This is a genomic window from Candidatus Pelagibacter bacterium nBUS_36 (assembly GCF_051201215.1).
GTDB lineage: Bacteria > Pseudomonadota > Alphaproteobacteria > Pelagibacterales > Pelagibacteraceae > Pelagibacter.
On record NZ_CP172839.1, the window covers coordinates 65,345 to 88,549 of the forward strand.

Annotated in this window: 29 protein-coding genes and 2 tRNA genes; 17 read left to right on the forward strand and 14 right to left on the reverse strand. The window is 29.4% G+C overall.

The window, feature by feature from the left end:
* Positions 1 to 8: 8 nt before the first annotated feature.
* The 7 genes from dapD to rpmH are packed head-to-tail and all read right to left on the reverse strand — an operon-like array spanning position 9 to position 4,809.
* Positions 9 to 839, reverse strand: coding sequence for a 2,3,4,5-tetrahydropyridine-2,6-dicarboxylate N-succinyltransferase (gene dapD, locus ACIJYI_RS00320; protein ID WP_435114147.1), 831 nt, complete (start codon positions 837 to 839; stop codon positions 9 to 11).
* A gap of 22 nt (positions 840 to 861) precedes the next feature.
* Complete coding sequence (locus ACIJYI_RS00325) at positions 862 to 1,533, reverse strand: pyrimidine 5'-nucleotidase (protein ID WP_435114148.1); 672 nt, start codon at positions 1,531 to 1,533, stop codon at positions 862 to 864.
* Positions 1,530 to 2,396: an acetylglutamate kinase gene (gene argB, locus ACIJYI_RS00330; RefSeq protein ID WP_435114149.1), complete on the reverse strand. Its 867-nt coding sequence runs from the start codon at positions 2,394 to 2,396 to the stop codon at positions 1,530 to 1,532. The genes ACIJYI_RS00325 and argB overlap by 4 nt, the downstream gene beginning before the upstream one ends.
* A complete protein-coding gene (yidC, locus tag ACIJYI_RS00335) occupies positions 2,396 to 4,072 on the reverse strand; it encodes a membrane protein insertase YidC (RefSeq protein ID WP_435114150.1) in 1,677 nt (558 codons plus the stop codon). The genes argB and yidC overlap by 1 nt, the downstream gene beginning before the upstream one ends.
* Positions 4,072 to 4,323: a membrane protein insertion efficiency factor YidD gene (gene yidD, locus ACIJYI_RS00340; protein ID WP_435114151.1), complete on the reverse strand. Its 252-nt coding sequence runs from the start codon at positions 4,321 to 4,323 to the stop codon at positions 4,072 to 4,074. Before yidD ends, yidC begins: the two co-directional genes overlap by 1 nt.
* Complete coding sequence (rnpA, locus tag ACIJYI_RS00345; RefSeq protein ID WP_435114152.1) at positions 4,323 to 4,664, reverse strand: ribonuclease P protein component; 342 nt, start codon at positions 4,662 to 4,664, stop codon at positions 4,323 to 4,325. Before rnpA ends, yidD begins: the two co-directional genes overlap by 1 nt.
* Before the next feature lie 4 nt (positions 4,665 to 4,668).
* A complete protein-coding gene (rpmH, locus tag ACIJYI_RS00350) occupies positions 4,669 to 4,809 on the reverse strand; it encodes a 50S ribosomal protein L34 (protein WP_008545591.1) in 141 nt (46 codons plus the stop codon).
* A gap of 91 nt (positions 4,810 to 4,900) precedes the next feature.
* On the opposite strand from rpmH, the gene ACIJYI_RS00355 reads away from it, so the two are divergent.
* The 17 genes from ACIJYI_RS00355 to ACIJYI_RS00435 all read left to right on the forward strand — a co-directional run bounded on the left by ACIJYI_RS00355 (position 4,901) and on the right by ACIJYI_RS00435 (position 17,434).
* Positions 4,901 to 5,623 (forward strand): TVP38/TMEM64 family protein, encoded by a 723-nt coding sequence (locus ACIJYI_RS00355; protein WP_435114153.1) that lies wholly within the window; start codon positions 4,901 to 4,903, stop codon positions 5,621 to 5,623.
* 177 nt (positions 5,624 to 5,800) lie between these two features.
* Positions 5,801 to 6,001, forward strand: coding sequence for a hypothetical protein (locus tag ACIJYI_RS00360; protein ID WP_023649083.1), 201 nt, complete (start codon positions 5,801 to 5,803; stop codon positions 5,999 to 6,001).
* Between the two features lie 97 nt (positions 6,002 to 6,098).
* Positions 6,099 to 6,653, forward strand: coding sequence for a dCTP deaminase (gene dcd / locus ACIJYI_RS00365; RefSeq protein ID WP_435114154.1), 555 nt, complete (start codon positions 6,099 to 6,101; stop codon positions 6,651 to 6,653).
* A 2-nt stretch (positions 6,654 to 6,655) separates the two neighbouring features.
* Complete coding sequence (gene murA / locus ACIJYI_RS00370) at positions 6,656 to 7,909, forward strand: UDP-N-acetylglucosamine 1-carboxyvinyltransferase (RefSeq protein WP_435114155.1); 1,254 nt, start codon at positions 6,656 to 6,658, stop codon at positions 7,907 to 7,909.
* Complete coding sequence (locus tag ACIJYI_RS00375; protein WP_435114157.1) at positions 7,909 to 8,307, forward strand: DUF2948 family protein; 399 nt, start codon at positions 7,909 to 7,911, stop codon at positions 8,305 to 8,307. The genes murA and ACIJYI_RS00375 overlap by 1 nt, the downstream gene beginning before the upstream one ends.
* Positions 8,307 to 9,590, forward strand: a complete 1,284-nt coding sequence (hisD, locus tag ACIJYI_RS00380) for a histidinol dehydrogenase (RefSeq protein WP_435114158.1) — start codon at positions 8,307 to 8,309, stop codon at positions 9,588 to 9,590. Before ACIJYI_RS00375 ends, hisD begins: the two co-directional genes overlap by 1 nt.
* 2 nt (positions 9,591 to 9,592) lie before the next feature.
* Complete coding sequence (gene infA, locus ACIJYI_RS00385) at positions 9,593 to 9,808, forward strand: translation initiation factor IF-1 (protein WP_023649077.1); 216 nt, start codon at positions 9,593 to 9,595, stop codon at positions 9,806 to 9,808.
* A gap of 6 nt (positions 9,809 to 9,814) precedes the next feature.
* A tRNA-Phe gene (locus ACIJYI_RS00390) sits at positions 9,815 to 9,889 on the forward strand.
* An 85-nt stretch (positions 9,890 to 9,974) separates the two neighbouring features.
* Positions 9,975 to 10,187, forward strand: coding sequence for a cold-shock protein (locus tag ACIJYI_RS00395; protein WP_435114159.1), 213 nt, complete (start codon positions 9,975 to 9,977; stop codon positions 10,185 to 10,187).
* 223 nt (positions 10,188 to 10,410) lie between these two features.
* Positions 10,411 to 10,485, forward strand: a tRNA-His gene (locus ACIJYI_RS00400).
* 5 nt (positions 10,486 to 10,490) lie between these two features.
* A complete protein-coding gene (hisS, locus tag ACIJYI_RS00405) occupies positions 10,491 to 11,885 on the forward strand; it encodes a histidine--tRNA ligase (protein WP_435114160.1) in 1,395 nt (464 codons plus the stop codon).
* Complete coding sequence (locus ACIJYI_RS00410; protein WP_435114161.1) at positions 11,863 to 12,918, forward strand: ATP phosphoribosyltransferase regulatory subunit; 1,056 nt, start codon at positions 11,863 to 11,865, stop codon at positions 12,916 to 12,918. The genes hisS and ACIJYI_RS00410 overlap by 23 nt, the downstream gene beginning before the upstream one ends.
* A complete protein-coding gene (gene hisG, locus ACIJYI_RS00415; protein WP_435114162.1) occupies positions 12,915 to 13,607 on the forward strand; it encodes an ATP phosphoribosyltransferase in 693 nt (230 codons plus the stop codon). Before ACIJYI_RS00410 ends, hisG begins: the two co-directional genes overlap by 4 nt.
* A 178-nt stretch (positions 13,608 to 13,785) precedes the next feature.
* Entirely contained in the window at positions 13,786 to 14,883 is a 1,098-nt protein-coding gene (locus ACIJYI_RS00420) for a DNA recombination protein RmuC (RefSeq protein ID WP_435114163.1), read from the forward strand.
* Between the two features lie 37 nt (positions 14,884 to 14,920).
* A complete protein-coding gene (locus ACIJYI_RS00425; protein ID WP_435114164.1) occupies positions 14,921 to 15,607 on the forward strand; it encodes a hypothetical protein in 687 nt (228 codons plus the stop codon).
* Complete coding sequence (locus ACIJYI_RS00430) at positions 15,604 to 17,049, forward strand: exonuclease domain-containing protein (RefSeq protein ID WP_435114165.1); 1,446 nt, start codon at positions 15,604 to 15,606, stop codon at positions 17,047 to 17,049. The genes ACIJYI_RS00425 and ACIJYI_RS00430 overlap by 4 nt, the downstream gene beginning before the upstream one ends.
* A 67-nt stretch (positions 17,050 to 17,116) precedes the next feature.
* Positions 17,117 to 17,434: a thioredoxin family protein gene (locus ACIJYI_RS00435; RefSeq protein ID WP_028036230.1), complete on the forward strand. Its 318-nt coding sequence runs from the start codon at positions 17,117 to 17,119 to the stop codon at positions 17,432 to 17,434.
* Here ACIJYI_RS00435 and ACIJYI_RS00440 read toward each other — a convergent pair.
* Genes ACIJYI_RS00440 through ACIJYI_RS00470 form a run of 7 tightly spaced genes read right to left on the reverse strand, consistent with a single transcriptional unit; the run spans position 17,431 to position 23,196 of the window.
* A complete protein-coding gene (locus tag ACIJYI_RS00440; protein WP_435114166.1) occupies positions 17,431 to 18,699 on the reverse strand; it encodes a bifunctional folylpolyglutamate synthase/dihydrofolate synthase in 1,269 nt (422 codons plus the stop codon). The genes ACIJYI_RS00435 and ACIJYI_RS00440 overlap by 4 nt on opposite strands.
* Positions 18,653 to 19,582, reverse strand: a complete 930-nt coding sequence (locus ACIJYI_RS00445) for an acetyl-CoA carboxylase carboxyltransferase subunit beta (protein WP_435114167.1) — start codon at positions 19,580 to 19,582, stop codon at positions 18,653 to 18,655. Before ACIJYI_RS00445 ends, ACIJYI_RS00440 begins: the two co-directional genes overlap by 47 nt.
* The gene (trpA, locus tag ACIJYI_RS00450; RefSeq protein WP_435114168.1) at positions 19,579 to 20,379 is read right to left on the reverse strand and encodes a tryptophan synthase subunit alpha; all 801 of its coding nucleotides are present in this window, start codon (positions 20,377 to 20,379) and stop codon (positions 19,579 to 19,581) included. The genes ACIJYI_RS00445 and trpA overlap by 4 nt, the downstream gene beginning before the upstream one ends.
* Positions 20,379 to 21,608: a tryptophan synthase subunit beta gene (locus ACIJYI_RS00455; protein WP_435114169.1), complete on the reverse strand. Its 1,230-nt coding sequence runs from the start codon at positions 21,606 to 21,608 to the stop codon at positions 20,379 to 20,381. The genes trpA and ACIJYI_RS00455 overlap by 1 nt, the downstream gene beginning before the upstream one ends.
* Complete coding sequence (locus ACIJYI_RS00460; RefSeq protein WP_435114170.1) at positions 21,598 to 22,227, reverse strand: phosphoribosylanthranilate isomerase; 630 nt, start codon at positions 22,225 to 22,227, stop codon at positions 21,598 to 21,600. Before ACIJYI_RS00460 ends, ACIJYI_RS00455 begins: the two co-directional genes overlap by 11 nt.
* Entirely contained in the window at positions 22,224 to 22,916 is a 693-nt protein-coding gene (gene pyrF, locus ACIJYI_RS00465; RefSeq protein ID WP_435114171.1) for an orotidine-5'-phosphate decarboxylase, read from the reverse strand. Before pyrF ends, ACIJYI_RS00460 begins: the two co-directional genes overlap by 4 nt.
* Entirely contained in the window at positions 22,906 to 23,196 is a 291-nt protein-coding gene (locus ACIJYI_RS00470; protein WP_435114172.1) for an HU family DNA-binding protein, read from the reverse strand. The genes pyrF and ACIJYI_RS00470 overlap by 11 nt, the downstream gene beginning before the upstream one ends.
* Positions 23,197 to 23,205 lie beyond the last annotated feature (9 nt).

Sequence of the window (23,205 nt, forward strand, 5' to 3'; positions counted from 1 at the left end):
TAAAAATTTTATTCTCTTAATAGATCGTTAACAGAAGTTTTAGATCTTGTTTTTTCATCAACTTGTTTAATTATTACTGCACAATATAGCGAAGGTGCAGACGCGTTATTTTTATCAGGTAGAGATCCAGGAACAACTACAGAATAAGGAGGAATTTTTCCATATGTAATTTCTCCAGTTTTCCTATTTACTATTTTGGTTGATTGTCCAATATACATTCCCATACTTAAAACAGATCCTTCTCCAACAGTTACTCCTTCAACAACCTCTGACATTGCTCCGATAAAACAGTTGTCCTCAATAATAGTTGGTAATGCTTGAGCAGGCTCTAATACTCCACCAATTCCACTTCCAGCAGAGATATGACAATTTTTACCTATTTGGCAACAACTCCCAGCACGACTAAAAGTATCCATCATGGTGCCTTCATCAATATAAGCACCAATATTAACGTAGCATGGCATCAGTACTGCATTTTTTCCAACAAATGATCCTTTTCTAACTGGAGAGTTTGGTACCATTCTAAATCCAGCTTTTTCGTGATCTTCTTTAGTCCAACCGGCAGTTTTTCCCTTTAACAAATGTGCTTTGTCGTACCAACTGCTATATGGACCATTTAAATTTTCCATTGGGTATATTCTAAAACTTAGCATAATAGCTTTTTTAATATGCTGATGAGTAACCCACTCACCATTAATTTTTTCTGCAACCCTTACTTTACCACTGTCTAAATCATCAATCATTTGATTGATGGTATCTTTTAAACTTTGGTCAGAATCTTGGTTAACATTATCTTTATTTTCCCATGCTTCATTTATAATTTTTTCTATATCACTCATATTTTTTTTTTAGAAAGTTAATTTAATTATTCTTTAATATATTAATTTCTTGTAAAAAAGAAGGCAAGTTCTTAATCTTGTAATCAATATATGGTTTGTCAGAGTCTTTTTTTGCAAATACTTCTTCATTTTCCAACCAACAAGTTTTCATTCCTAAATTTTTAGCTTGTTCTAAATTATGTGCAATATCCTCAATTAAAATTGATTGATTTGGATCTAGATCAAATTTTTTGATAAGTTTTTGATATGGATCTAAGTGAGGTTTAGGGACATAATTTGCATCCGTAATATCAAAGGCACCATCAAATAATCCATCAATACCAAGTTGTTTTGTAACATTTTCAACATGAGCATGCGATCCATTGGTAAAAATAATTTTTTTTTCTTTTAATTTTATAAGTTCTTCTTTTAAAATCTCATCTTTTGGTAACCAGCTAATATCAATATCGTGAACAAATTCTAAAAATTCTTGTGGATCTATATTGTCATGATTCATTAATCCTGAAAGTGTTGTTCCATATTCATAAAAATATTTTTTTTGAATTTCTTTTGCTTTTACAAGATCAACATTAAATTTTTTAGAGATGAAAGAGGACATTTTTTTGTCTACTTCAGAAAAAACCTGAGTTTGACCACTATAAAGAGTATTATCAAGATCAAATATCCAGTATTTTATATTGGCTAAATCTTTCATTGTCTAATTAGGGTTCCTGATCCTTTGTCAGATAATAACTCAAAAAGTATGGAGTGGTTTTTTCTACCATCAATTATAACAACACCTTTTACTCCATTACTTGCTACATCTAAACAATTGTTAATTTTTGGTATCATACCTCCTGTAATTGTTTCATTTTCTATTAGATCTTTGATAGAGCTTGAATTAATTTCAGGTATTAGTTTTTTGTTATCATCCAAAACTCCCTCAACATCACTCATAATAATTAATCTTCTTGCTTTAATTTTTTTTGCAATTGAACCTGCTGCAGTATCCGCATTAATATTGTAAGTTTGACTATTATCATCCAAGCCTAGCGGAGCAATTACTGGTACTTTTTTATTACTAACAATATTATCTATAATAGTTTTATCAATTTTAGTAGGCACTCCAACAAATCCTAGTTCATCATTTTCTTTGATTACACTTATTATGTTATTGTTTTTAGAATTAACAGTTTCGCTATTACAAAATTGTTTTTTTAAGGCTTCAACTATTTCTTGATTAAACTCTATCAACACTTGTTCAACCACATTAATAATCTCTTTTTCTGTAACTCTAAGTCCTTTAATAAACTCACTTTTAATTCCTAATTCATTCAACTTATTACTTATTCTTTTGCCTCCACCATGAACAACTATTGGAATAAAACCCAATTTATTTAGAGTTGTAATATCTTTTATAAAAATATTAAATAAATTTTGATTAACTAAAACACTTCCACCACACTTAATAACAATGTATTCGTCGTTATATTTTTCAAGATATCTTTTTACTTCATCGATTGAAGGACCATCTGATGGGAGGATTTTATTTAATTCTTCTTCTTTGATTTCCAACATTAAGTTGCTGTTTTAACTGTAGTTCGTTTCATAATAAAAACTTGTTGAGCCATAGTTAAGATATTATTAACAGTCCAATAAATTACTAGTCCTGCAGGGAATGGAGCCAATATAACTGTAAGGAATAGTGGAAAGAACATAAATATTTTTGCCTGCATTGGATCTGTTGGAGCAGGGTTTAATTTTTGTTGAATAAACATAGAAACACCCATTGCAATTGGCCAAGCACCAATCATTAAAAATGATGGCACATCATATGGCAATAAACCAAATAAGTTAAAAAGTGATGTTGGGTCTCTTTCAGATAAATCTTGAATCCATCCAAAAAATGGCATTTGTCTCATTTCAATAGTTACAAATAAAACTTTATATAGCGCAAAAAATACTGGAATTTGTACAAGTATAGGTAAACATCCTGACATGGGATTTACTTTCTCTTTTTTATAAAGAGCCATCATTTCTTGCTGTAATTTCATTTTATCATCTTTGTGAAGATCTTTTAGTCTTGCCATCTCTGGCTGAAGAGCTTTCATTTTTGCCATACTTTTAAATGAGAAATTTGCAAGTGGGAAGAATGCCAATCGAATACAAAACGTTATAGCAATGATTGCAAGGCCATAGTTGCCCAGTAATTTAAAGAAGTAATCTATTCCATGAAATAATGGTTTTGTAATAAAGTATAGAAACCCCCAGTCGATTGCCAAGTCAAATTTATCTATATTTAGAGACTCAGCATAGCCATCAATAATTTCTACTCTTTTAGCAGCAACTATAACCTGCATTTTATCTTCAATGCTTGAATTTTTTCCTAATTCTAAAGGTTCCGTAGATACAAAGTTTGCTCTAAATTTATTTTTATAATCAAATGTTGTCTTAAATTCTTTTCCACTTGGTGGGATCAAAGATGTTATCCAATATTTGTCTCCTATACCAAGCCAACCTTTTTGTGCAGTTTTGGAAAACTTTTTTTCTTGGATATCGTCGTAATCTTCCTCAATAAGCTCATCATCCAAGTCTGCAATTAGACCTTCATGAAGAATATAAAAATTAGAAATTTCAGGTATTTTATTTCTTATAATTTGTCCATATGAATAAAAATCATATTTTTTATCTGATGAATTTTTTATTCTTTGTTTTATAGTAAACAAAAATTTATCATCTAAAGATATTTCTTTTTCAAATGTTAAACCTTGGTTATTAGTCCATGATAATTTAATAGGAGATTGATCTGTTAGTTTGTTGTTTCCTGATACCGACCAAATAGTTTCAGCTGTTGGAATTTCAATATTTTTATTTGTAGTAATAAAACCACTTTCAATTAAATATCCATTAGTAGCATTTCTTGGTGCTAAAAGTTTTATCTTCTCCTTATTATCTAAGCTGACATTATATTCTTTAAAAGTTAGATCATCTATAGCGGCACCTTTTAAAGATATAGACCCAACTATACTTTGATTTTCAAATTGAATTCTTTTACTTTGACTTAAGGCTTCTTCTCTTGAAATTTCTGTTACATTTTCTTTTTGTTCTATATTTGGTGTATCAGTATTTTTCTCAGTTTTATTTTTTTCAGCTAAATTTTCTTTTGTAATTGGAGGGGGCGCAAAAAATAAACTGTATAAAATGATTACAGCAGCTGACAAAGATATTGCTGCTATGACGTTTCTAGTTTCCATTATTTTTTTGCTTTCATTTCTTTTTTAACAGGATCAAAACCATCACCACCTCCTAAAAACTTTATAGGGTGACATGATAGAATTCTTTTGATGCTCATAATACTTCCTTTGATCAAACCAAACTCTTTTAAAGCTTCAATGCTATATTCAGAACAAGTTGGTAAATACCTGCACGATTGACCAAGTAAAGGACTAATAATGAATTTATAACCTTTAATAAATTTGATTAGAATATTCGTAAAAATGTTCATTATTTAATTTTTTCTAAATCCTGAAATAGAGTTTCTTTTATATTTTTGTATTCATTGTTTAGCATAGTTGACTTAGCAATAACAAGATATGAATAGTCAAATTTAACTGTTACTTTTTTAACTGCTTCATTTACTATATTTCTCAATCTACGTTTAATTTTATTTCTTTTAACAGCATTTCCAATTTTCTTTTTAGTCACAAAGCTTATGTTAAGTTTTTTCTTATCTTTATTGATTAGATTTCCAAAAAAAATCGTAACATATTTATTAGATATTTTTTTTTGTTTAAGTAGGTTTTTGAATTCTTCGTTTTTTGAAAGAGCAAGTATTTTGCTTTTCATTTATCTAGACCGATACAGTTAACGATTTTCTTCCTCTTGCTCGTCTTCTAGCTAAAAGTTTTTGCCCACCTTTGGTTTTCATTTTTGACCTAAAGCCATGTTTTCTAGCTCTTTTAACGTTAGATGGTTGATATGTTCGCTTCATAAATGTGATTAAAGTTATTAATTTTTCGCCCTTTATAGTAATTAAATATATAAATAGCAAATAGAAGATTTTAAAATTAGCATTGTATTTAATGGAAAAAGCTAAAAAAATTAAACTATTTATTGGATTATTTTATCTTACAGCTATTTGTTTATTTTTATATTTTTTCTTTTCAAAATTTAGCCTACAGGAATTAACCTCTTATGACTTCATAAGAAAAAATAGATCTTATTTTTTTGAAATTAAAAATTCTAATTTATTTTTATTATCAATAATTTTTTTATTTTTAACAATATTATGGGTATTTCCATTTTTAGGATTTGGATCACCAGTTGCACTACTAGGTGGGTTTATTTTTGGAAAATGGATTGGAACATTACTTGTTGTCTTAGGGTTAAGTATTGGTGCAACCTTCATATATCTATTTGGTAATTATTTTTTAAAAGATTTAATTAAAGAAAAATTTTTAAATAAATTTAAGAGCCTTGAACAAAAATTTAAAAAATCAGAATTTATTTATTTGTTAATATATCGATTCATAGGAGGAATACCTTGGCAACTAAGCTGTCTTCTGCCTACTATTTTTAATGTAAAAATAAATAATTTTTTCTTTGCAACCTTAATTGGAATTATCCCTCAAATATTTTTAGCTGTTTCTATTGGTAGTGGTTTAGAAAAGGTTATTGATCAGAATTCAGAAGTTCCTAGAATAACAGATATTATTTTTTCAGCTGATATCTATTTACCAATTTTAGCTTTTGTTGGATTAATTTTAGTATCAATACTTTTAAGAAAATTTTTTTATAAAAATTAATTATGGTGCTCCCACCCTGTACTGACCAGGAAATTAGTCATTACCAATGACTTGATATACCATTTATCTATAGGAGCCTGTTATCAAAATATTAATTATTGATAATAAAGCATTTTTTTCAAAATATTGCCTTAATTTTTTGGTGATTATGCTTTATATCTAATTGAGGAAAATTTTATGGGAATTCATTACGATTATAAATCTACAAAAGGAAACAAGCTTATGGAAAAGCAAGCTAAAAGAGAAAAAAAGCTTGCTGAAAAGAAAGCTAAACGTTTAGCAAAAGAAGGTCCCAAAGAAGAAGAAGCTAAGCCAAAAACTTTGGATGCTTCAAAACCAATTACATTAGACTTCCTTACTAATCCTGATAAAGAATGAATTCTAAAGATAAAAATGAGCGTTTAAGTTTAGCGTTAAGAAAAAATTTAAAGAAAAGAAAAATTTTTCAAAAAAAAACAAAGAAGAAAAATAAATAATGTCAGTTCTTTCAGATAAGTGGATAAGAGAGATGTCAAAAAAAAAAGGTATGATTTCTCCTTTTGAGGAGAAGCAAGTTAGGGGTGATAGTATCTCTTATGGATTATCTTCTTTTGGCTATGATGCAAGAGTTTCTGATGAATTCAAAATATTTACAAACGTCAATTCTGAAATAGTAGATCCTAAAAATTTTAAACCAACAAATTTTGTAACTAAAAATGTGTCAGAGTGCATTATTCCACCTAACTCTTTTGTATTAGCTAGAACTGTTGAAAAGTTTAAAATTCCCAATGATGTACTGGTTATTTGTCTTGGTAAATCTACATACGCAAGATGTGGAATTATCGTTAATGTTACGCCCTTAGAACCAGGTTGGGAGGGTTATGTGACACTTGAATTTTCAAACACGACACCATTACCTGCAAAAATATATGCTAATGAAGGTGTTGCACAATTTATCTTTTTAAAAGGAAATGAAAAACCAGAAGTGACATATGCTGATCGTGATGGCAAGTATATGGGCCAAACTGGAGTAACGTTACCAAAAGTTTAGTTATGCAAAAACTAGAAGTCGTTGGAGCCAATAAGCTCAAAGGACAAATAAAAATATCAGGTTCAAAAAATGCATCTCTACCAATTTTAGCTGCTACTCTATTATCAAGAAAAAAAGTTTACCTAAAAAATTTGCCTAGGGTAAGAGATATTGAGACGATGGTTAGTTTGTTGCAATCGTTAGGATCTAAAGTTAATTTTAATAAAAATAATTTAGTCATCAACAATATAAAACAAAGCAAAAGTTTTGCATCTTATAGTTTGGTCAAAACCATGAGAGCAGGAATTTTAGTTCTTGGGCCTTTATTGGCAAAATTTGGTAAAGCAAAAGTATCTCTACCAGGTGGATGTGCAATTGGCACAAGACCCGTTGATATACACTTAGATGCATTGTCAAAACTAGGTGTTAAATATAAGATTGTTCAAGGTTATGTGCACGCAACCGCACCTAAAGGATTAATTGGAACTAAAATTCGATTTTCAAAAATATCAGTGGGGGCAACTGAAAACTTGATAATTGCAGCAAGTTTTGCAAAAGGAACTACTATTTTAAGTAACTGTGCCATTGAACCTGAAATAAAAGATTTAGTTAATTTTTTAAAAATTATGGGATGTAATATCAAATGGACAAGCAAGCGTTCTATTATGATTGTAGGAGTACAAGAAGTAAAAGAAATTACTTATTCAGTTATGTTTGATAGAATTGAAGCTGGAACTTATTTAGTTGCAGCAGCTGTAACAGCAGGAAATTTAAAGATAAAAAATATTGTTCCAAAAATAATCCAAACAGAAATTAATACTTTAAAAAAAATAGGTGCAAAAATTAATGTTAAGAAAGAAGAAGTTCATATTATTGGTAATAAAAAGATTAAAAGTATAAACATCAAAACAGCACCATATCCTGGCTTCCCAACAGATTTACAGGCTCAAATAATGGTGTTGCTGTGCAAAGCAAACAAACAATCAGTAATTAAAGAAGATATTTTTGAAAATAGATTTATGCATGTGGCTGAATTGAACAGAATGGGCGCTAAAATTTCAATTGATGGCAATACAGCTAAAGTAACTGGTAACATTAATTTTGCAGCAGCTGAATTGATGGCAACAGACCTAAGAGCTTCTGTTTCATTGATTTTAGCAGCTTTAAGTGCAAAAGGAAAATCAGTGATTAATAGAATTTATCATCTTGACCGTGGATATGAAAATATAGAAAAGAAATTAAAAAAAGTAGGAGCAAAAATTAAAAGAGTTAATTAATGGATAAGAAATATTTAGCAAAAATTATAGCTTCAGATAATGAGGGTCTTCAAATGATTTCAGCATGTACTGCTAGGGCAAATGTTAAAGTATCAGATATAAAATATCTGGCAGAAAATAAAGTTTTTTTGTTATCAGTTGAAAGAACTAAAATTGAAACCGATCAGGAGGACAAGAAAATTAACAGTATTTGTAGGTTTGATTTTGTAGATAAAGTTAAATCCAAAAATATAGATCAAAAAAATGAAGATTTAGTTTTAGAATTGATAGCAATAGATTATCTAAAAAATAAAGAAGATTATGAGATTAATTTGATTTTCAACAATAATGCCCACATTGCTTTGACCACAGAAACAATTGAAGTAAGACTGGAAGATCAAAATGAAATTAAAGATTAATGAAAATATTAAATAGTAATAGTAAAAATTTTGATAAAAACTTAGATAGTTTACTTTTACAAAGAAAGAAAAAAGTACAATCTAATTTAGTTTCAGTTTCAGGTATTATTAAAGATGTTAAAAAAAATGGAGATAAAGCTTTAGTAAAATACGAAAAAAAATTTAATCAAAACACTATAATTATTCCTTCTCAAAAACAGATTTCTAATTCAATAAAATCACTTGATAAAAAAGTAAAGTTAGCAATTGATATTGCTTACAATAGAGTTTACAAATTTCATTCACTTCAAAAATTTAAGAATATTTCTTACATCGATAAGTATAAAAATAAACTTGAGTATAAATATATACCTTTAGAGTCTGTTGCAATTTACGTGCCTGGTTCGACAGCCTCATATCCATCCAGTGTATTAATGAATGCTATCCCAGCAATTGTTGCAGGAGTTAAAAGAGTTGTGATGATTAATCCAGGATTTAAAGGAAAACAAAATCCAGCAGTATTATATGCAGCACGTAAATGTAAAATTAAAGAAATTTATTCAATTGGAGGTCCTTCAGCGATTGCTGCTGTAGCTTATGGAACAAAGAAAATAAATAAAGTTAATAAAATAGTAGGCCCAGGCAATGCTTATGTGGCAGCTGCAAAAAAAGAAGTTTTTGGTGATGTTGGAATAGAGGGAATGACTGCAGGCCCTTCAGAAGTCACTATTGTTTGTGATAAATTTTCAAATCCAGAATGGATTGCAAGCGATTTAATAGGACAAGCAGAACATGATAAACTTGCTCAATGCATATTAATTTCTAAAGACAAATCCTTAATTGATAAAGTTAAAAATGAAATTACAAAACAATTAAAAGAAATTCCAAGATCCTCTATTGCAAGACAAAGCTTATCAAACAATGGAATTTTAATGCACATTAGTTCTGATAAGAAAATAATTGATGTGGTGAATAAGATAGCACCTGAACATTTAGAACTGAATGTTAAAAATTATAATTCTTTTATGCCAAAAATTAAAAACTCAGGATCTATTTGTCTTGGAAAATATGCTGTAATGGCAATGACAGACTATAATGTTGGTTCAAACCACATATTGCCAACTAATGGTTCAGCAAAATACTCAAGTGGAGTAAGTGTTAATGAATTTTATAAACGGATTTCTTATATAAACTTATCTAAAAAGGGTATTGAAAGTCTTGGTCCTTCAGTTATAACACTTGCAAATTATGAAGGATTAGCAGGACATGCTCAATCTGTTAAAAAAAGAATTAGGAGAAAATAAAATTGTCTAAACAAGATTTGCTTGAATTTAAAGGAAAGGTCATGGACCTACTTCCAAACGCAATGTTTAGAGTTAAGCTAGAGAATGGGCATACGGTTACAGCTCACACTGCTGGTAAGTTAAGAAAAAATAGAATTAGAGTATTGCAAGGGGATAACGTGACTGTAGAGATGACACCTTATGACCTTACAAAAGGCAGAATAATCTTTAGAGGTTAAACTTTTGCCTCGGTAGCTCAGGAGTAGAGCAGAGCCCTGAAAAGGCTTGTGTCGGAGGTGCGAATCCTTCCCGAGGCACCACCACCATCAATTTTTCATCTTGAAATTATTAAAAAATCAAATTAGCTTTATAGAATAATAAACAACATAAGGACTAAGAAATAAAATGAGCACACTAACTGGTAAAATTAAATGGTATAACGGAAAAAAAGGCTATGGTTTCATCGAAAGAGATGACAAAGAAAAAGATGCCTTTGTACATGCATCGGCAGTTAAAGAAGCTGGAATGAGATATCTAAACGAAGGTGATAAACTGAAGTTTTCACTTGAGGATGGTCCAAAAGGACCTTCTGCAGTTAATCTAAAAAAAATAGACTAATTCTAAAATATTTCAAAGGGCGTTAAATTCACTATTAGATTAACGTTCTTTTTATTTTTACTTGAATAATAACAATTATTGTCTAAAAGACTGCTCATGATTATAAATATTACATACAGAGAGACTTCAAGAGGCACTCATAGAATCTGTTTCCATAGCCTGTAGGCTATTTATTTATAATATAATTTTTAATCCACACAAAAATAATATAAAAACAAAGAATGCCTGGGTGGTGTAACGGTTAGCACGAAAGTTTGTGGAACTTTAAGTTTGAGTTCGATTCTCAGCCCGGGTACCAAAAAAATGAATAAAGAAAATAAATTAGTACCTGGATTACCTTCAGGTTTTGAAGATCGTTGGGATAAAAAACTTCTTCTCAAAAAAAAGCTATTAAAAGCTATTGAGAATAATTTTATCAATTTTGGAGCAGAAGCTCTTGAAACCCCTTCGTTTGAAATTAGTGAAAATATAGGATCTTTTCTTGCAGAAGATGAAGCAAATCCTATGTCTGATGTATTTTCATTTCAAGATGGTGAAAAAAGCATCACTCTTCGATATGATCTATCAAGTCCACTCGCAAGATTTGTTGCACAAAACAATCAAGAACTTCCATCTATCTATAAACGTTATGCTATTCAAAATGTATTTCGTAACGAGAAAGCTGGAAATGCCCGTTACAGGGAATTCATGCAAGCTGACTTTGATATAGTTGGAAATGTTAATCCCGCTCAAGCAAATGCTGAACTTTGTAATTTAATATCAAGCACATTATCAGATTGTGGCTTAAACAAAGATCAATTTACAATAAATGTGAGTAATAGAAAAATAGTTCAAGGCTTAATTGATGAATTAAAAATTTCTGAAGAAAAACAAATCAAAGTCATTAGAGCAATTGATAAACTAGACAAACCTGGTTTTGGATTAAAAGGAGTTGAAGATTTATTAAAAAAAGAGAGAAAAGACGAAAGTGGAGCTATCACCAAAGGCGCAGAATTATCAAATGAACAAGCTGCACAAATATTAAATTTTCTAAAAATAAAAGATTTAAAAGAATTAAAGGAAACTTTAAAAAATCCATTATCTCAAGAAGGCATAAATGAATTAGAAAATGTATTTGAAGTACTTGGATATGGATCAAATTTCAATCAAGTTAAAACCAATTTTACAATTGTAAGGGGTTTGGCTTATTATTCAGATTTTATTGTAGAGACCAACTTAAATTTTAAAGTGACAAACAACAAAGGTAAAGAAGTAGATATTGGAAGCATATGTTCAGGTGGAGCTTATGCAAAATTGATATCAAGATTTAGAGGAGTAGATATTCCAGGAACAGGAATAAGTTTTGGTGTTGATAGATTGTTATTTGCTTTAATGCAGTTAGATCAAATTAAGGTTGAGGATCAAAAACCAGTTTTGGTTTGTGTCATGGATCAAAAATATTTGAAAAATTATTATGAATTAGTTGATCAATTAAGAGAAAATAATATTAATGCTGAAATTTTTTTAGATAGTAAAAAAAATCTAGGTAAGCAATTAACCTTTGCAAATAAACGTGAATTACCAGTTGCGATTATTTGTGGAGAAAACGAGTTTAATGATAACACTGTAACCATTAAGAACCTTCGAGGTGTTAAGGGTGAAAACAACCAAACAATTCCAAAAGCTGATTTAATTAATGAAGTCAAAAAACTTATCTGAAAATATCCTTAGATCAGTAAAATCTAAAGGATTTAAGTATATTGATTTACCCTCAGTAATTGAGACTAATCATATTGTCCAAAGATCAGGTGAAAACTTTAGAAAATTTATTTTCTCTTTCATTGATCAAAATGGTAGTGAGCTTTGTTTAAGACCTGACCTAACTATTGCATCATGTCTTAGATATTTAGAGAATAATTTAAATGGCAAAGAAAAGATTTTTTATAGCGGTCAGGCGTATAGAAAATCACAAAATAAAAAAGACTCTATAATAAGAGATCAAGTAGGTTTTGAGATAATAGGATCCAAAGATGAGAAGAATGATGATAAAGAAATCATTAACACTTCTCTAAAATCTCTACAAAATATTAAATATACATCAGGCACATTAACAATTGGTAATGTTGAAATCTTTAATTTATTAATTTCAAAACTAGATATTCCAAAACGTTGGAAGTTAAGATTATCAAGGCATTTTTGGAGAGAGAAATATTTTAATGATCTATTAAAAAGATTAGAGACTAATTCAGATGTAGATCCAACTATTGTTGAGATTGATAAAAAACGATATTTTAAAATGTTAAAAGAAGATCTATCTAAAGTTATCGCAGGAAGGGCAATTAACGAAATTTTAAAAAGATTTGATAATAAAATTAGAGACCCAAGAGGAGCCAGCAAAGGCAAAAATGTATCAAAGATTATAAAAGAGTTTCTTAAAATTAAATGCCCGATTAATAAAGCTGCAAATGAGCTAAATAAATTTTTTAAAAAAAATAAGATTAATTTATTAGTAGACCAAAAATATTTTCCAACTTCAGAGAATAAAATTTCAAAACTTAATGTTATCTTCTCTGCTTCATTTGGACGACAATTAGAATACTACACAGGAATGGTATTTAAAATTGACATTAAATCTAAGTCAAAGAACATAAATATAATTAATGGTGGAAGATACGATAAATTAATTTCTGATCTTGGTTCTAAAAATCAAGTAGCCGCAGTAGGAGCTGCTTTAAATTTAAATTACTTATGAAAAAAAATATAATAAATATTGGTATTCCAAGTAAAGGTAGACTTAGAAAAGATATTCTAAAGATCTTTAAAAAGAATAAACTAGATCTGATATCTGAACGAGGTGAAAGAGATTTATTAGGATCAATAAAACAATTAAAAAATATTAAAGTTTTGTACCTTCATGCTAGAGAAATTATAGAAAGACTTGGAGATGGTTCATTAGATCTTGGTTTTTCAGGATATGATTTATTAAAAGAAAGTGAAATAAATATTCAAAATAAAATTATTGTATCTAAAAGATATACTTTTGGAAAAGCAGCTTTAGTTGTGGCTATACCAGATCCTTGGATTGATGTTCAAACAGTTGCAGATTTAGAGGAGATTGCATTTGAGTTTAAGGATAAAAAGAAGAAAAGATTAAGAGTAGCAACTAAATATCCAAACCTAACTAGAGAGTTTTTATTTTCAAAAGGGGTTACACAATTTAAACTAGTAGGAAGTTTAGGGGCAACAGAAGCTTATCCCTTTACAGGATCAAGTGAGATAATTACAGATATAACGTCAACCGGTGAAACTTTAAAAGCCAACAATCTTCGTATTTTAAAAGATGGTGAGATTTTAGAGTCCGTAGCTTGTATGATGACATCAAAATCATCTACAAAAAAACTAAAAGTTAAAAGGTTAATTAGATTACTTTCTAAGAATTAAGTCTTTCCAATAAATTAAGATAATCTTAATAATATCAAGGTTTCTAGCAACAGCATAAAGCGCTATAACAGCCCCAATAATAAATACAATTTTTAATATTAAGAATAATTCCATCGGATAAATTTTAAATATTTTAATATATTAATCAAATTTTCATATAAAATAAAATAATAGAATCATGGATATAATTTTAATCTCATTGTTAGTTTTACTAGTAGGAATTGTTTCGGTAATCCTTTATTTAAATTTAAGATCCAAGCCTAAAGACGAGAATGAAAATAAGGAAGCTGAAGAGATAGCTAATTTAAAGACTGAAATACAAAGTTTAAAAGACACCTTAAACAATACTATTAATACCTCGCTGGGTTCAATGTCGACTTCATTTAATAACTTATCTACTGGTGTTACTAAAGATATGACAGAGGCTTTGACTAAAGTTGACGAAAAAGTTGGAAACTTTAATAGTCAGGTTGAATTATTAAATAAAAGCCAAGAGAGTATAACTAAAATTTTAGCTGGTGTTAAAAAGTATGGAACTCTTGCTGAGTTCAGTTTGGATGCTTTAATTAAAGATTTATTACCAGCGACTCAATTTATGACCAATGTAAAGATGAAAGAGGACACAAGTGAAAACGTTGAATTTGCAATTAAGCTTCAAGGCGATGTTTTAGTTCCAGTTGATAGTCATTTTCCAGTAGAAAAATTCAAAGCAATTACCGATGGTCATGACGCGCAAGACAAAAAAGCTGTTGCAGATGCTAGAGCAAAATTGGCCACTGCTTTTAAAGCTAAAGCTAAAAGTGTTAATGAAAAGTATATTGTTCCACCAAAAACTACAGATTTTGCAATTGTATACGCTCCAACAGAAAGCTTATACAAAGAATTAACTGAATACCAAGATCCAAGCACTAAAGAGTTATTAACCCAAGAATTAATGAAAAAACATAAAGTAGTAATCTGTGGACCTAATACGCTTTCAGCTTACCTGCAATCTTTGCATATGGGATTTCAATCACTAAAAGTTCAAAAAGGTGCAACAGAAATTTACAATCATTTAAAAACAATAAGTTCAAGATTTGGAAAACATTTTGAAAACATAGTTTCTCTTAGAAAAAAATTAGAAGAGGCCATGTCTGTTGTGGATAAGTTTGGAACAGACGCAAGATCAATTACTAGAACACTTGAAAGTATTAAAGATCCTGAACAACTTGAAAAAGCAGTCCAAACAGAAAATGTAGAAAAATTTGTTGATCGTTCAAAACAAGCAAATAATTAATTTCTTTTTTTCTAAAATAGCGAATATAAGAAATCACATGGAGTGGAATAATAAATATATTTATCCAAAATCAACTAGATCAATAGTAGATGGCTCAAGGCATTACTCTGTAAATGAAGAACGATTACCTTCAGTGACAACTATTTTAAAAGCAACTGAGTCTGAGGAAAAAAAAGCATCTCTTCAAGCTTGGAAGCAAAGAGTAGGTCATAAGCAAGCAGCAATTATTACTCAAGAAGCAAGCAGTAGAGGTAGTTCGATGCATGAGTACTTGGAAAAATTTTTGCTTGGAAAGTTAAATTTAGATTTACTAGGAGATAATACTAGAGAGCGAATGATGGCTGACCAAATCATTGAAAATGGTTTAAGAAATAAATTGGATGAAATTTGGGGCTGTGAAGCAACATTATATTACCCAGGCAAATATGCAGGAGCCGCAGACTGTGTTGGTGTCTATGAAAATAAAGAGACAATTATAGATTTTAAACAAAGTAATAAGCCCAAAAAAGATGAATGGATTGACGATTATTATTTGCAATGTAGTGCTTATGCTTTAGCACATGATACTGTACATGGATCTAATATCACTCAGGCTGTTATTTTACTTTGCACAAAAGACAATATGTTTCAAAGGTTTTTAATAGATGGTGAAAGATTAAAAGATTATCAAAATAAATTTTTAGAAAAAGTTGAACAATTTTATTCACAAAGGAGAGCAAATTGAATTACGTAGTATGGGATATTGAAACGGATTCTGCTCAAACAGATTGGGCAACTATTATTGAAATAGGTGGAATATTATTAGACGAAAACTTCAAAGAACTAGAGCGTTTTTCAGCAAGATGTAGACTACCCCAAGATAGAGTTCCAAGTGCTACCGCTCTTTGTATTAATAAATCAAATGTCGACTTATTAACCAAAGGTAATCTAAGTCATTACGAAATGTTAACTCAGGTGGAACAAAAATTTAGACAATGGTCACCTGCAACCTTTTTAGGTTATTCAAGCATCAACTTTGATGACGAAGTAATTAGAAAAGAATTTTTTAAATCTTTAAGAAAGCCATATTTGACAAATACAGAGGGAAATGTTCGTCATGATGCTTTAAATATAGTTAGAGCAGCATTTGCTATAGATGATGATGTTTTAAAAACAGAATTAAATCCTAAAGGAAATAAATCAATGAAGCTAGAGTCTTTAGCTAGATTAAATGGTTTCGAATCTGCTGGTGCGCATTCTGCATTATTTGATACTGAACTTACTGTTAAGGTTTTAGATTTAATTAAACAAAAACAACCAACACTGTGGCAAGAATATTTTAAAACAAGCAGTAAAGTTATTGTCGAGAATATGATCAAGCAGGAAAAAATATTTACATTAAATGAGTATTTCTATGGAACAAGCCGATTGTACTTATGTGCACCACTACACCCAAATGCTTGTATGCATCCAGTTTATAAATGGGGTCAAGCTGTAGATCTAAGAGTTGATGTAGAAGTTATTCAAAAATTAAATTACGAAGACTTAAAAAAAGAGATGAAAAAATCTCCAAAGTTTTTAAGAACTATTAGATCAAATAAAGCACCAATAATTTTAGATCAAAGTTTTGGAATGAAAGTTGAGCCTTATAGTAAACTAGATCCAAATCTAATTAAAAAAAGGGCCGAGTTAGTTAAAACTAACGAAAAGTTTTCACAAGATATTTGTAATATTTTAAGAGAGGCTGCAGAAGAGAAAATGGAAATTTCCTCGCAAGAGGATATTGAACCAGAAGAATCTATTTATTCTGGAGGATTTACCTCTGCTAAGGACCAAGCTTTATTTCCTAAATTTCATACAGGTGACTGGAAAGAAAAATTTGCATTATTAAATAAGTTTGATGATCAAAGACTCGTTACTTTTGGTCATGGATTGATATTTAATGAGGCGCCTGAAATTTTACCTAAAGAAATTCATAAAAAAATTAAACGTCGTATCGCTTCAAGAATTTTAAGTACTAATAAAGAGAAATGGTGGACAATTTCTGCCTTTTATTCAGAATGTGATGAGATTAGAGAAAATGAAGACAAGATGTTTTCGTTTAAAACAGTAGATGAAAAGCTCAAATTCCTTGATGGAATTAATGATTATGTGATGAATCTAGAGCAAAAATATTCTGATGCATAATTTAATAAATTAAAAAAAGTTTAATTTTGCCCATTGTATAATCAATTGAATCAATTATATCAGATATATGCTTAATGATTTTAAAGACGACGATTTTGATAGTAAAATAAAAAACGAAGATATTTCAGTTATCCAGTTTAGTGCTGCTTGGTGTGGACCTTGCAAAGCACTTGTACCTGTAATGACCAAGCTTTCAGATGAATACAAAGATAAAGCTGGTTTCTATTACGCAGACATCGAAGATGGTGGAATTAATACTGGAAGTGCTGCAGGGATTAGAGGTGTGCCGACAGTTATAATTTACAAAAAAGGTGTTGAAGTAGATAGAAAAGTTGGTGGAGTTCCTGAAAGCCACATGAAAGAATTTTTAGATAAAAATATCTAATTTAAATTCAATACTTCCCCAGCAAGATATAATGATCCTGTAATGAGTATTATGTCGTTTTCTTTAACAGGGATTGATTTAATAGCTTCTTCTATACTTTCTTTGTAATTAATGTTTTTAAAGCTATTAAGCTTATCTTTGAGTTCTTTTCCTTTAATTGAATTAGGTTGATTGGGGATATCAATAGTAGTCAAGGTTGCAATATCCTTAAAGTAACTCATATATTCATTATGATCTTTATTGGCCATCATCCCAAGAATAATATGTTTGTTACAATTCAAACTTTCCAAGTATTCATTTAATACTTTTGCTCCTAAAGGATTATGAGATCCATCAACAAAAAGCTGATGATCTTTCACAAGCTCTTTAAAGTTGCCAGATTTAATCTCTTGTAATCTTGCAATACTATTTATTTTTGTAATCCCTTTTTGAATGTAATCATTTTTTATATCGAAATCATTTAAAGTTCTTAGAGCTGCAATAGCTGTTGAAATGTTCTCTAACTGAAATTGACCTTTAACATTAGGCATTGGCAATTTTATTCCTCCAAATTGATCTTCATAATAAAAGAAATCATTTTCTTTCATAGTAAAACTATAATTTTCATTATGAAAATATTTATCTGAACTATTATTTGAGATTGTTTTTTTTATACTATCTGTAATTTCTTTATTACTTTGTTTAGCAACAATAATATTTGAATTTAAAAGTGTTGAAGTTTTCTCATAGATAATTTTTTCAACATTTTGTTCGTTCTCTGGCAACCAATCTAAATGATCAAGTCCAATAGAGGTTACTATACTTGCTAGATTACTTTTTAAGATATTAGTAGCATCAAACCTATGAAATAGGCCAGTTTCTATAAGATTAATATTGTCTGGATATTGAGAAGCTTTTAAAAAATAAGCTGTAGTCAGTATCTCAAAAAAGGTAATAGGTTCATTATTGTTAGCACTTTCAATCTCTTCAAATAAACTTGCTAACTCTTCATTATTAAGTTCTTGGTTATTAAATACAAACCTTTCATTAATATTTTTGATATGCGGGCTAGTGTAAATATTACATTTAATTTTTGCTTCTTTTAAAATAGCAAACATTGCTTGGATTGTTGAATACTTGCCGTTTGTGCCAACAATTGAAATTGCTTTTATTTTATCTTGGGGGTTTCCTAATCTTTTACAGAGATTTTTAATACGATCTAAACTTAGATCTATTTCTTTAGGATGCAGCTCTTGTAAGCGACTGACTATCTTCTGTAGTTTCATTTTGTTCAGAACTTATAACAGAATTTTTCTTCAACAATATTGATAATAAAGTTCCAATTTTGGATCGCAGATCTTTACGCTCTATTATTACATCAACAAAACCAGTTTTTTCAACATACTCGCTTTTTTGAAATCCATCAGGTAATTCTTCTTTAACAGTACCTTGAATAACTCTAGCACCAGCAAATGCTATTAATGCACCTGGTTCTGCAATATGAATATCACCCAACATAGCATAAGAAGCTGTAATACCACCTGCTGTAGGATCAGTGATGCATACTAAATAAGGTAAACCATTTTTCTTAAGTTCATTAATTGCAAGAGTTGTTCTAGTCATTTGAGATAGTGATATTAAGCTTTCCATCATTCTCATACCACCACCAGCACTGATACATAAAAAAGGAGTTTCATTTTCTATAGCATGTTGAATGCCATATAAAAAAGCCTCTCCTTCAGCTGCGGCCATTGAAGCACCTAAAAAGTCAAAGTCAGAAGCAACTGCTGTAATTTTAATATTATCAATTGTTCCACAAGCAACCATCATTCCACATTCCATACCCGTTTTTTTTCGAGCAATTTTTAATCTATCTTTGTAAGATTTAGAGTCTGTCCAATCTAAAGGATCATCTTTTGGAATTGGGGTCTTAAATACTTCGTAATTATTCTTACCAAATAAAATATCAAATCTTTGACTAGGTTTAATTCTATGATGTTTATTACAATCTGAACAAACCCATAAGTTTTGTTCTAAATCTTTTTTAAGAATTGGGCCTCTGCAGCAACTTGTCCAATCACTTTTTGCAATATCTTCTTTAGAAGCTCTTTCGTGAATAGCAGTTTTAATCTTTTCACCTGCTTTTATAATTTTTGTGATCCAGTTCATTTAATTTTATTTTTTAATCTTTTCACAATATTAGTAACATTTGTGACAGGATTTTGTCTCTTTTTAATAGAGTTTGAAATTTCTTTACAAATTGCACTTCCAACTACTAATCCATCAGCTTTTTTAAGTGATTTTATCGTTTTTTCAGTGATTCCAAATCCAATAACAACATTCTTAGATATATTTTGTTTTTTAATTTTACTGTATCTTTCAATAATTCTTTTGGGAGAAACTTTTAGTTTTCCTCCAGTAGTTGAAAGCATACTAATATAATAAAGCATATCATGAGAGTCTTTAATAATTTTTTTTAATCTAATAGATGACGTTGTTGGAGAGACTAGTTGGATAAAGTTAATTCCTTTTTTTTTGCATTTAGATGCAAATTTTTTATTCTCCGGGTAAGGAAGATCCACAACAATTAAACCATCAACTTTTACTTTTTTACATTTATCTAAAAATTTATTTTCATTGTATTGAAAGATCATATTATAATAACCCATCAAGATAATTGGTTTAGTCTTTTTTAATTTTTTAAAATCTTTTGCAATTGAAAAAACATCATTAATTTTAATTCCATTTTTAATTGCACGATAAGCACTAGTTTGAATTTGGCCTCCATCAGCAATTGGTGTGTTGTGAGGAAACCCTAATTCACAAATATCCGCATAATCAGAAATTGATTTAAGTATTTCTAGTGACTTCTTTTTAGTATTATCACCAGCAACAGTGTAAGTTAGTAGGGCAGGTCTTCCTTCACTTTTTGCTTTTTCAAAAGTTTGATTTATCAAAGAGACCATTACTTTTTACCTAATCTTTCTTTTAAAATATCTCTATCTTTTTTTGCATCTCCACATGAGTTAACAATAATTATGGTATCTTTGCTTAACTTGGGTGCTATTTTGATAGCTTCTGCAAACGCATGACTAGGCTCTAAACTTGGATTTAAATTTTCATATTTAGTTACCATTACATGAGCATTAAGAGCTTCTTCGTCTGTCGCATAAGTATATCTCGCTCTTTTTGTATCTTTCAAAAAACAATGTATAGGACTTACTCCTGGATAATCTAATCCTGCACTAATAGACTCTGTATCATTGATTTGTCCTTCACTATTTTGACAAAGGTAAGATGCTGCTCCATGTAAAATTCCAATTTTAGCATTTCTGCTTAGAGGTGCTGCATGAAGTTTTGATTTTTCAGGTCCACCAGCTTCAACACCAATTAGTTCAATTTGTTTTTTGTTATAATCAATAAATTCGCTCCAAAAACCATAAGCAGAGCTTCCACCACCAACACAGTTTATTAGTTTAACTTTATTTGGAATTTTTTTAAATTGTGATTTTAATTGTATTTTTAACTCTCTAGAGATTTGTGCGGTGCTCCAACCACAGATTTTTACAAATATATTTGGACCAACGGTGCTTCCAACACACATATGGGCATTATCACAATTTGATACCCAGTATCTCATACATTCACTGACGGCATCAACTAATGTTTGGCTACCTGAATAAACTGGAACAATTTCAGCTCCATTTTTTCTCATCGCATCACAATTAGGTTTTTGTCTTTTAATATCCTTTGCACCCATGAATATTTTACATTTGAGACCAAATTTTTTAGCAGCCATACTTAGCATTTTTCCAGCATAACCAGCGCCAGTATCACCAACGATATATTTTTTACCCATTGCTTTACAAATTAAAGCGTGAACAGTTGCGTTATAAATCTTGTGTGCACCTCCATTAGCCTCTGAAACTACTTTTGCCCAAATTTGCGCACCTCCCAAATGATTTGTTAAATTATCAAGTTTTACAAATGAGGTTGGGGTTCCAATATAATTTTTAAAATAAAAATCTCTTTTTTTAAGAAACTTTTTATCTTTTCTTAGTTTTTTAAATTCATTTGTTAAATCTTCTACAGGTTTTTTTAAAGTTTCAGGGATGAAGCTGCCCCCAAATTTACCACCCCAAAAGCCATATTGATCATGTTGATCAATCAAAGGAATTCCTTTTTTAAGTTTCATTATATATCTCTTTTACTTTATTTAAAAAAATATTTATTTTGGATTTGTCTTTTAACCCAGAAGTCTCAAGACCCCCAGATATATCTATAATATCTGCTATTTTTTTATAATTTTCAAGATTATCATTTAGCTGAATGTTTCCTGCAATCATTAGTGGTTTGTTGATCTTTATTTTATCAATTAGTTTATGATCAAAAGCCATACTCTTTTCATATCCTTTACTATCAAATAAATAAATATCAGTTACATCAGAGAATCCATGGTGTTTTTGAACATCTGTTTCATCATTTATGGTTAAGACAGTAATAATTTTTTTATTATATCTTTTTTTAATTATCCCTATTTCTTCAGGCGAGCAGTCATAAATTTGATAATAATCAAACGGAAGAAGTTTAATTTTTTCTAAAATATCTTCATCAGGTTTTACTAATACTGCTACAAAATTAGATTTTTTTTTATCTAGTATTAATAGTTTTTTTAGTTTTTCAAATTCAACATATCTTGAACTTTTTTTATAATTGCAAATGAAACCAATAAATTGAGGTGGATATGGATGATTAATTATAAAATTAAGAGTATCCAGATCAGAGATCCCACAGATTTTCGATCCATTGATCATTTATTTAAGTGATCAATTAATCTTTTAATATTATTTTTGATATTTCCTTTTGTTAATGATCTCCCCATTACTATACCTGAAACTTTATTCTTAAAGGCATCATTAGGTGTCATTATTCTTGTTTGATCGTTGGCACTATCACCAGGCAATCTTATCCCAGGAGTTACAATAAATAAGTTTTTAAATTTTTTTCTAACCATTTTAGCTTCTTGCGCAGAGCATACTATGCCATCACACCCTGATTTTTTTATAAGACCAGCTTGTTTTAAAACTAATTGTTCTATTGATTTCGTATGTCCTATTTCTTTAAGTGATTTATTATTAAGACTTGTCAGAATTGTAACACCAAGAACTTTTAAATTTTTATTGATAGATTTAACTTTCTTTTTAATAGCTTTTAACATTTCAAAGCCACCATTTGCATGAACAGTTATATATTTGCATTTTTTTAAATCTTTCAAACTATCTACTGCCGACAATGCTGTTTGGGGAATATCATTAATTTTTAAATCCAGCCAAAAGTCTTTGTTAAAATTTTCTAAAAATTTCCTTCCATTTTTAGAGTAAAAAAATTGTAATCCAAACTTAGGAAAAATTTTAAGTTTGTTTGTTTGTGTTTGTTTAATTATATTTTTTATTTGACTTATATTTGAAGTATCACAAGCAACAAAAATACTTTTATGTTTCATTATTTAATTTATTAAACAAATCTTTCGACATTTTAAAGTGAATTGTTTTTTTTTCAGGTGTATTTACTTTTTCACCAGTTTTAGGATTTCTTGAAATCCTTGCTTTTTGAATATTTGTTGAGAATACCCCAAAACCTCTTAACTCAACTCTATCTCCTCTTTTAAGAGCTTGCTTAATTTCACCAAGAATTATATCAGTAAATTTTTCGAGATCTTTCTTTAAAAAATTTGGATAATTTCCGGAGAGTTGTTTTAAAAGCTTTGATTTTACAATAGCCAAAATTAAATC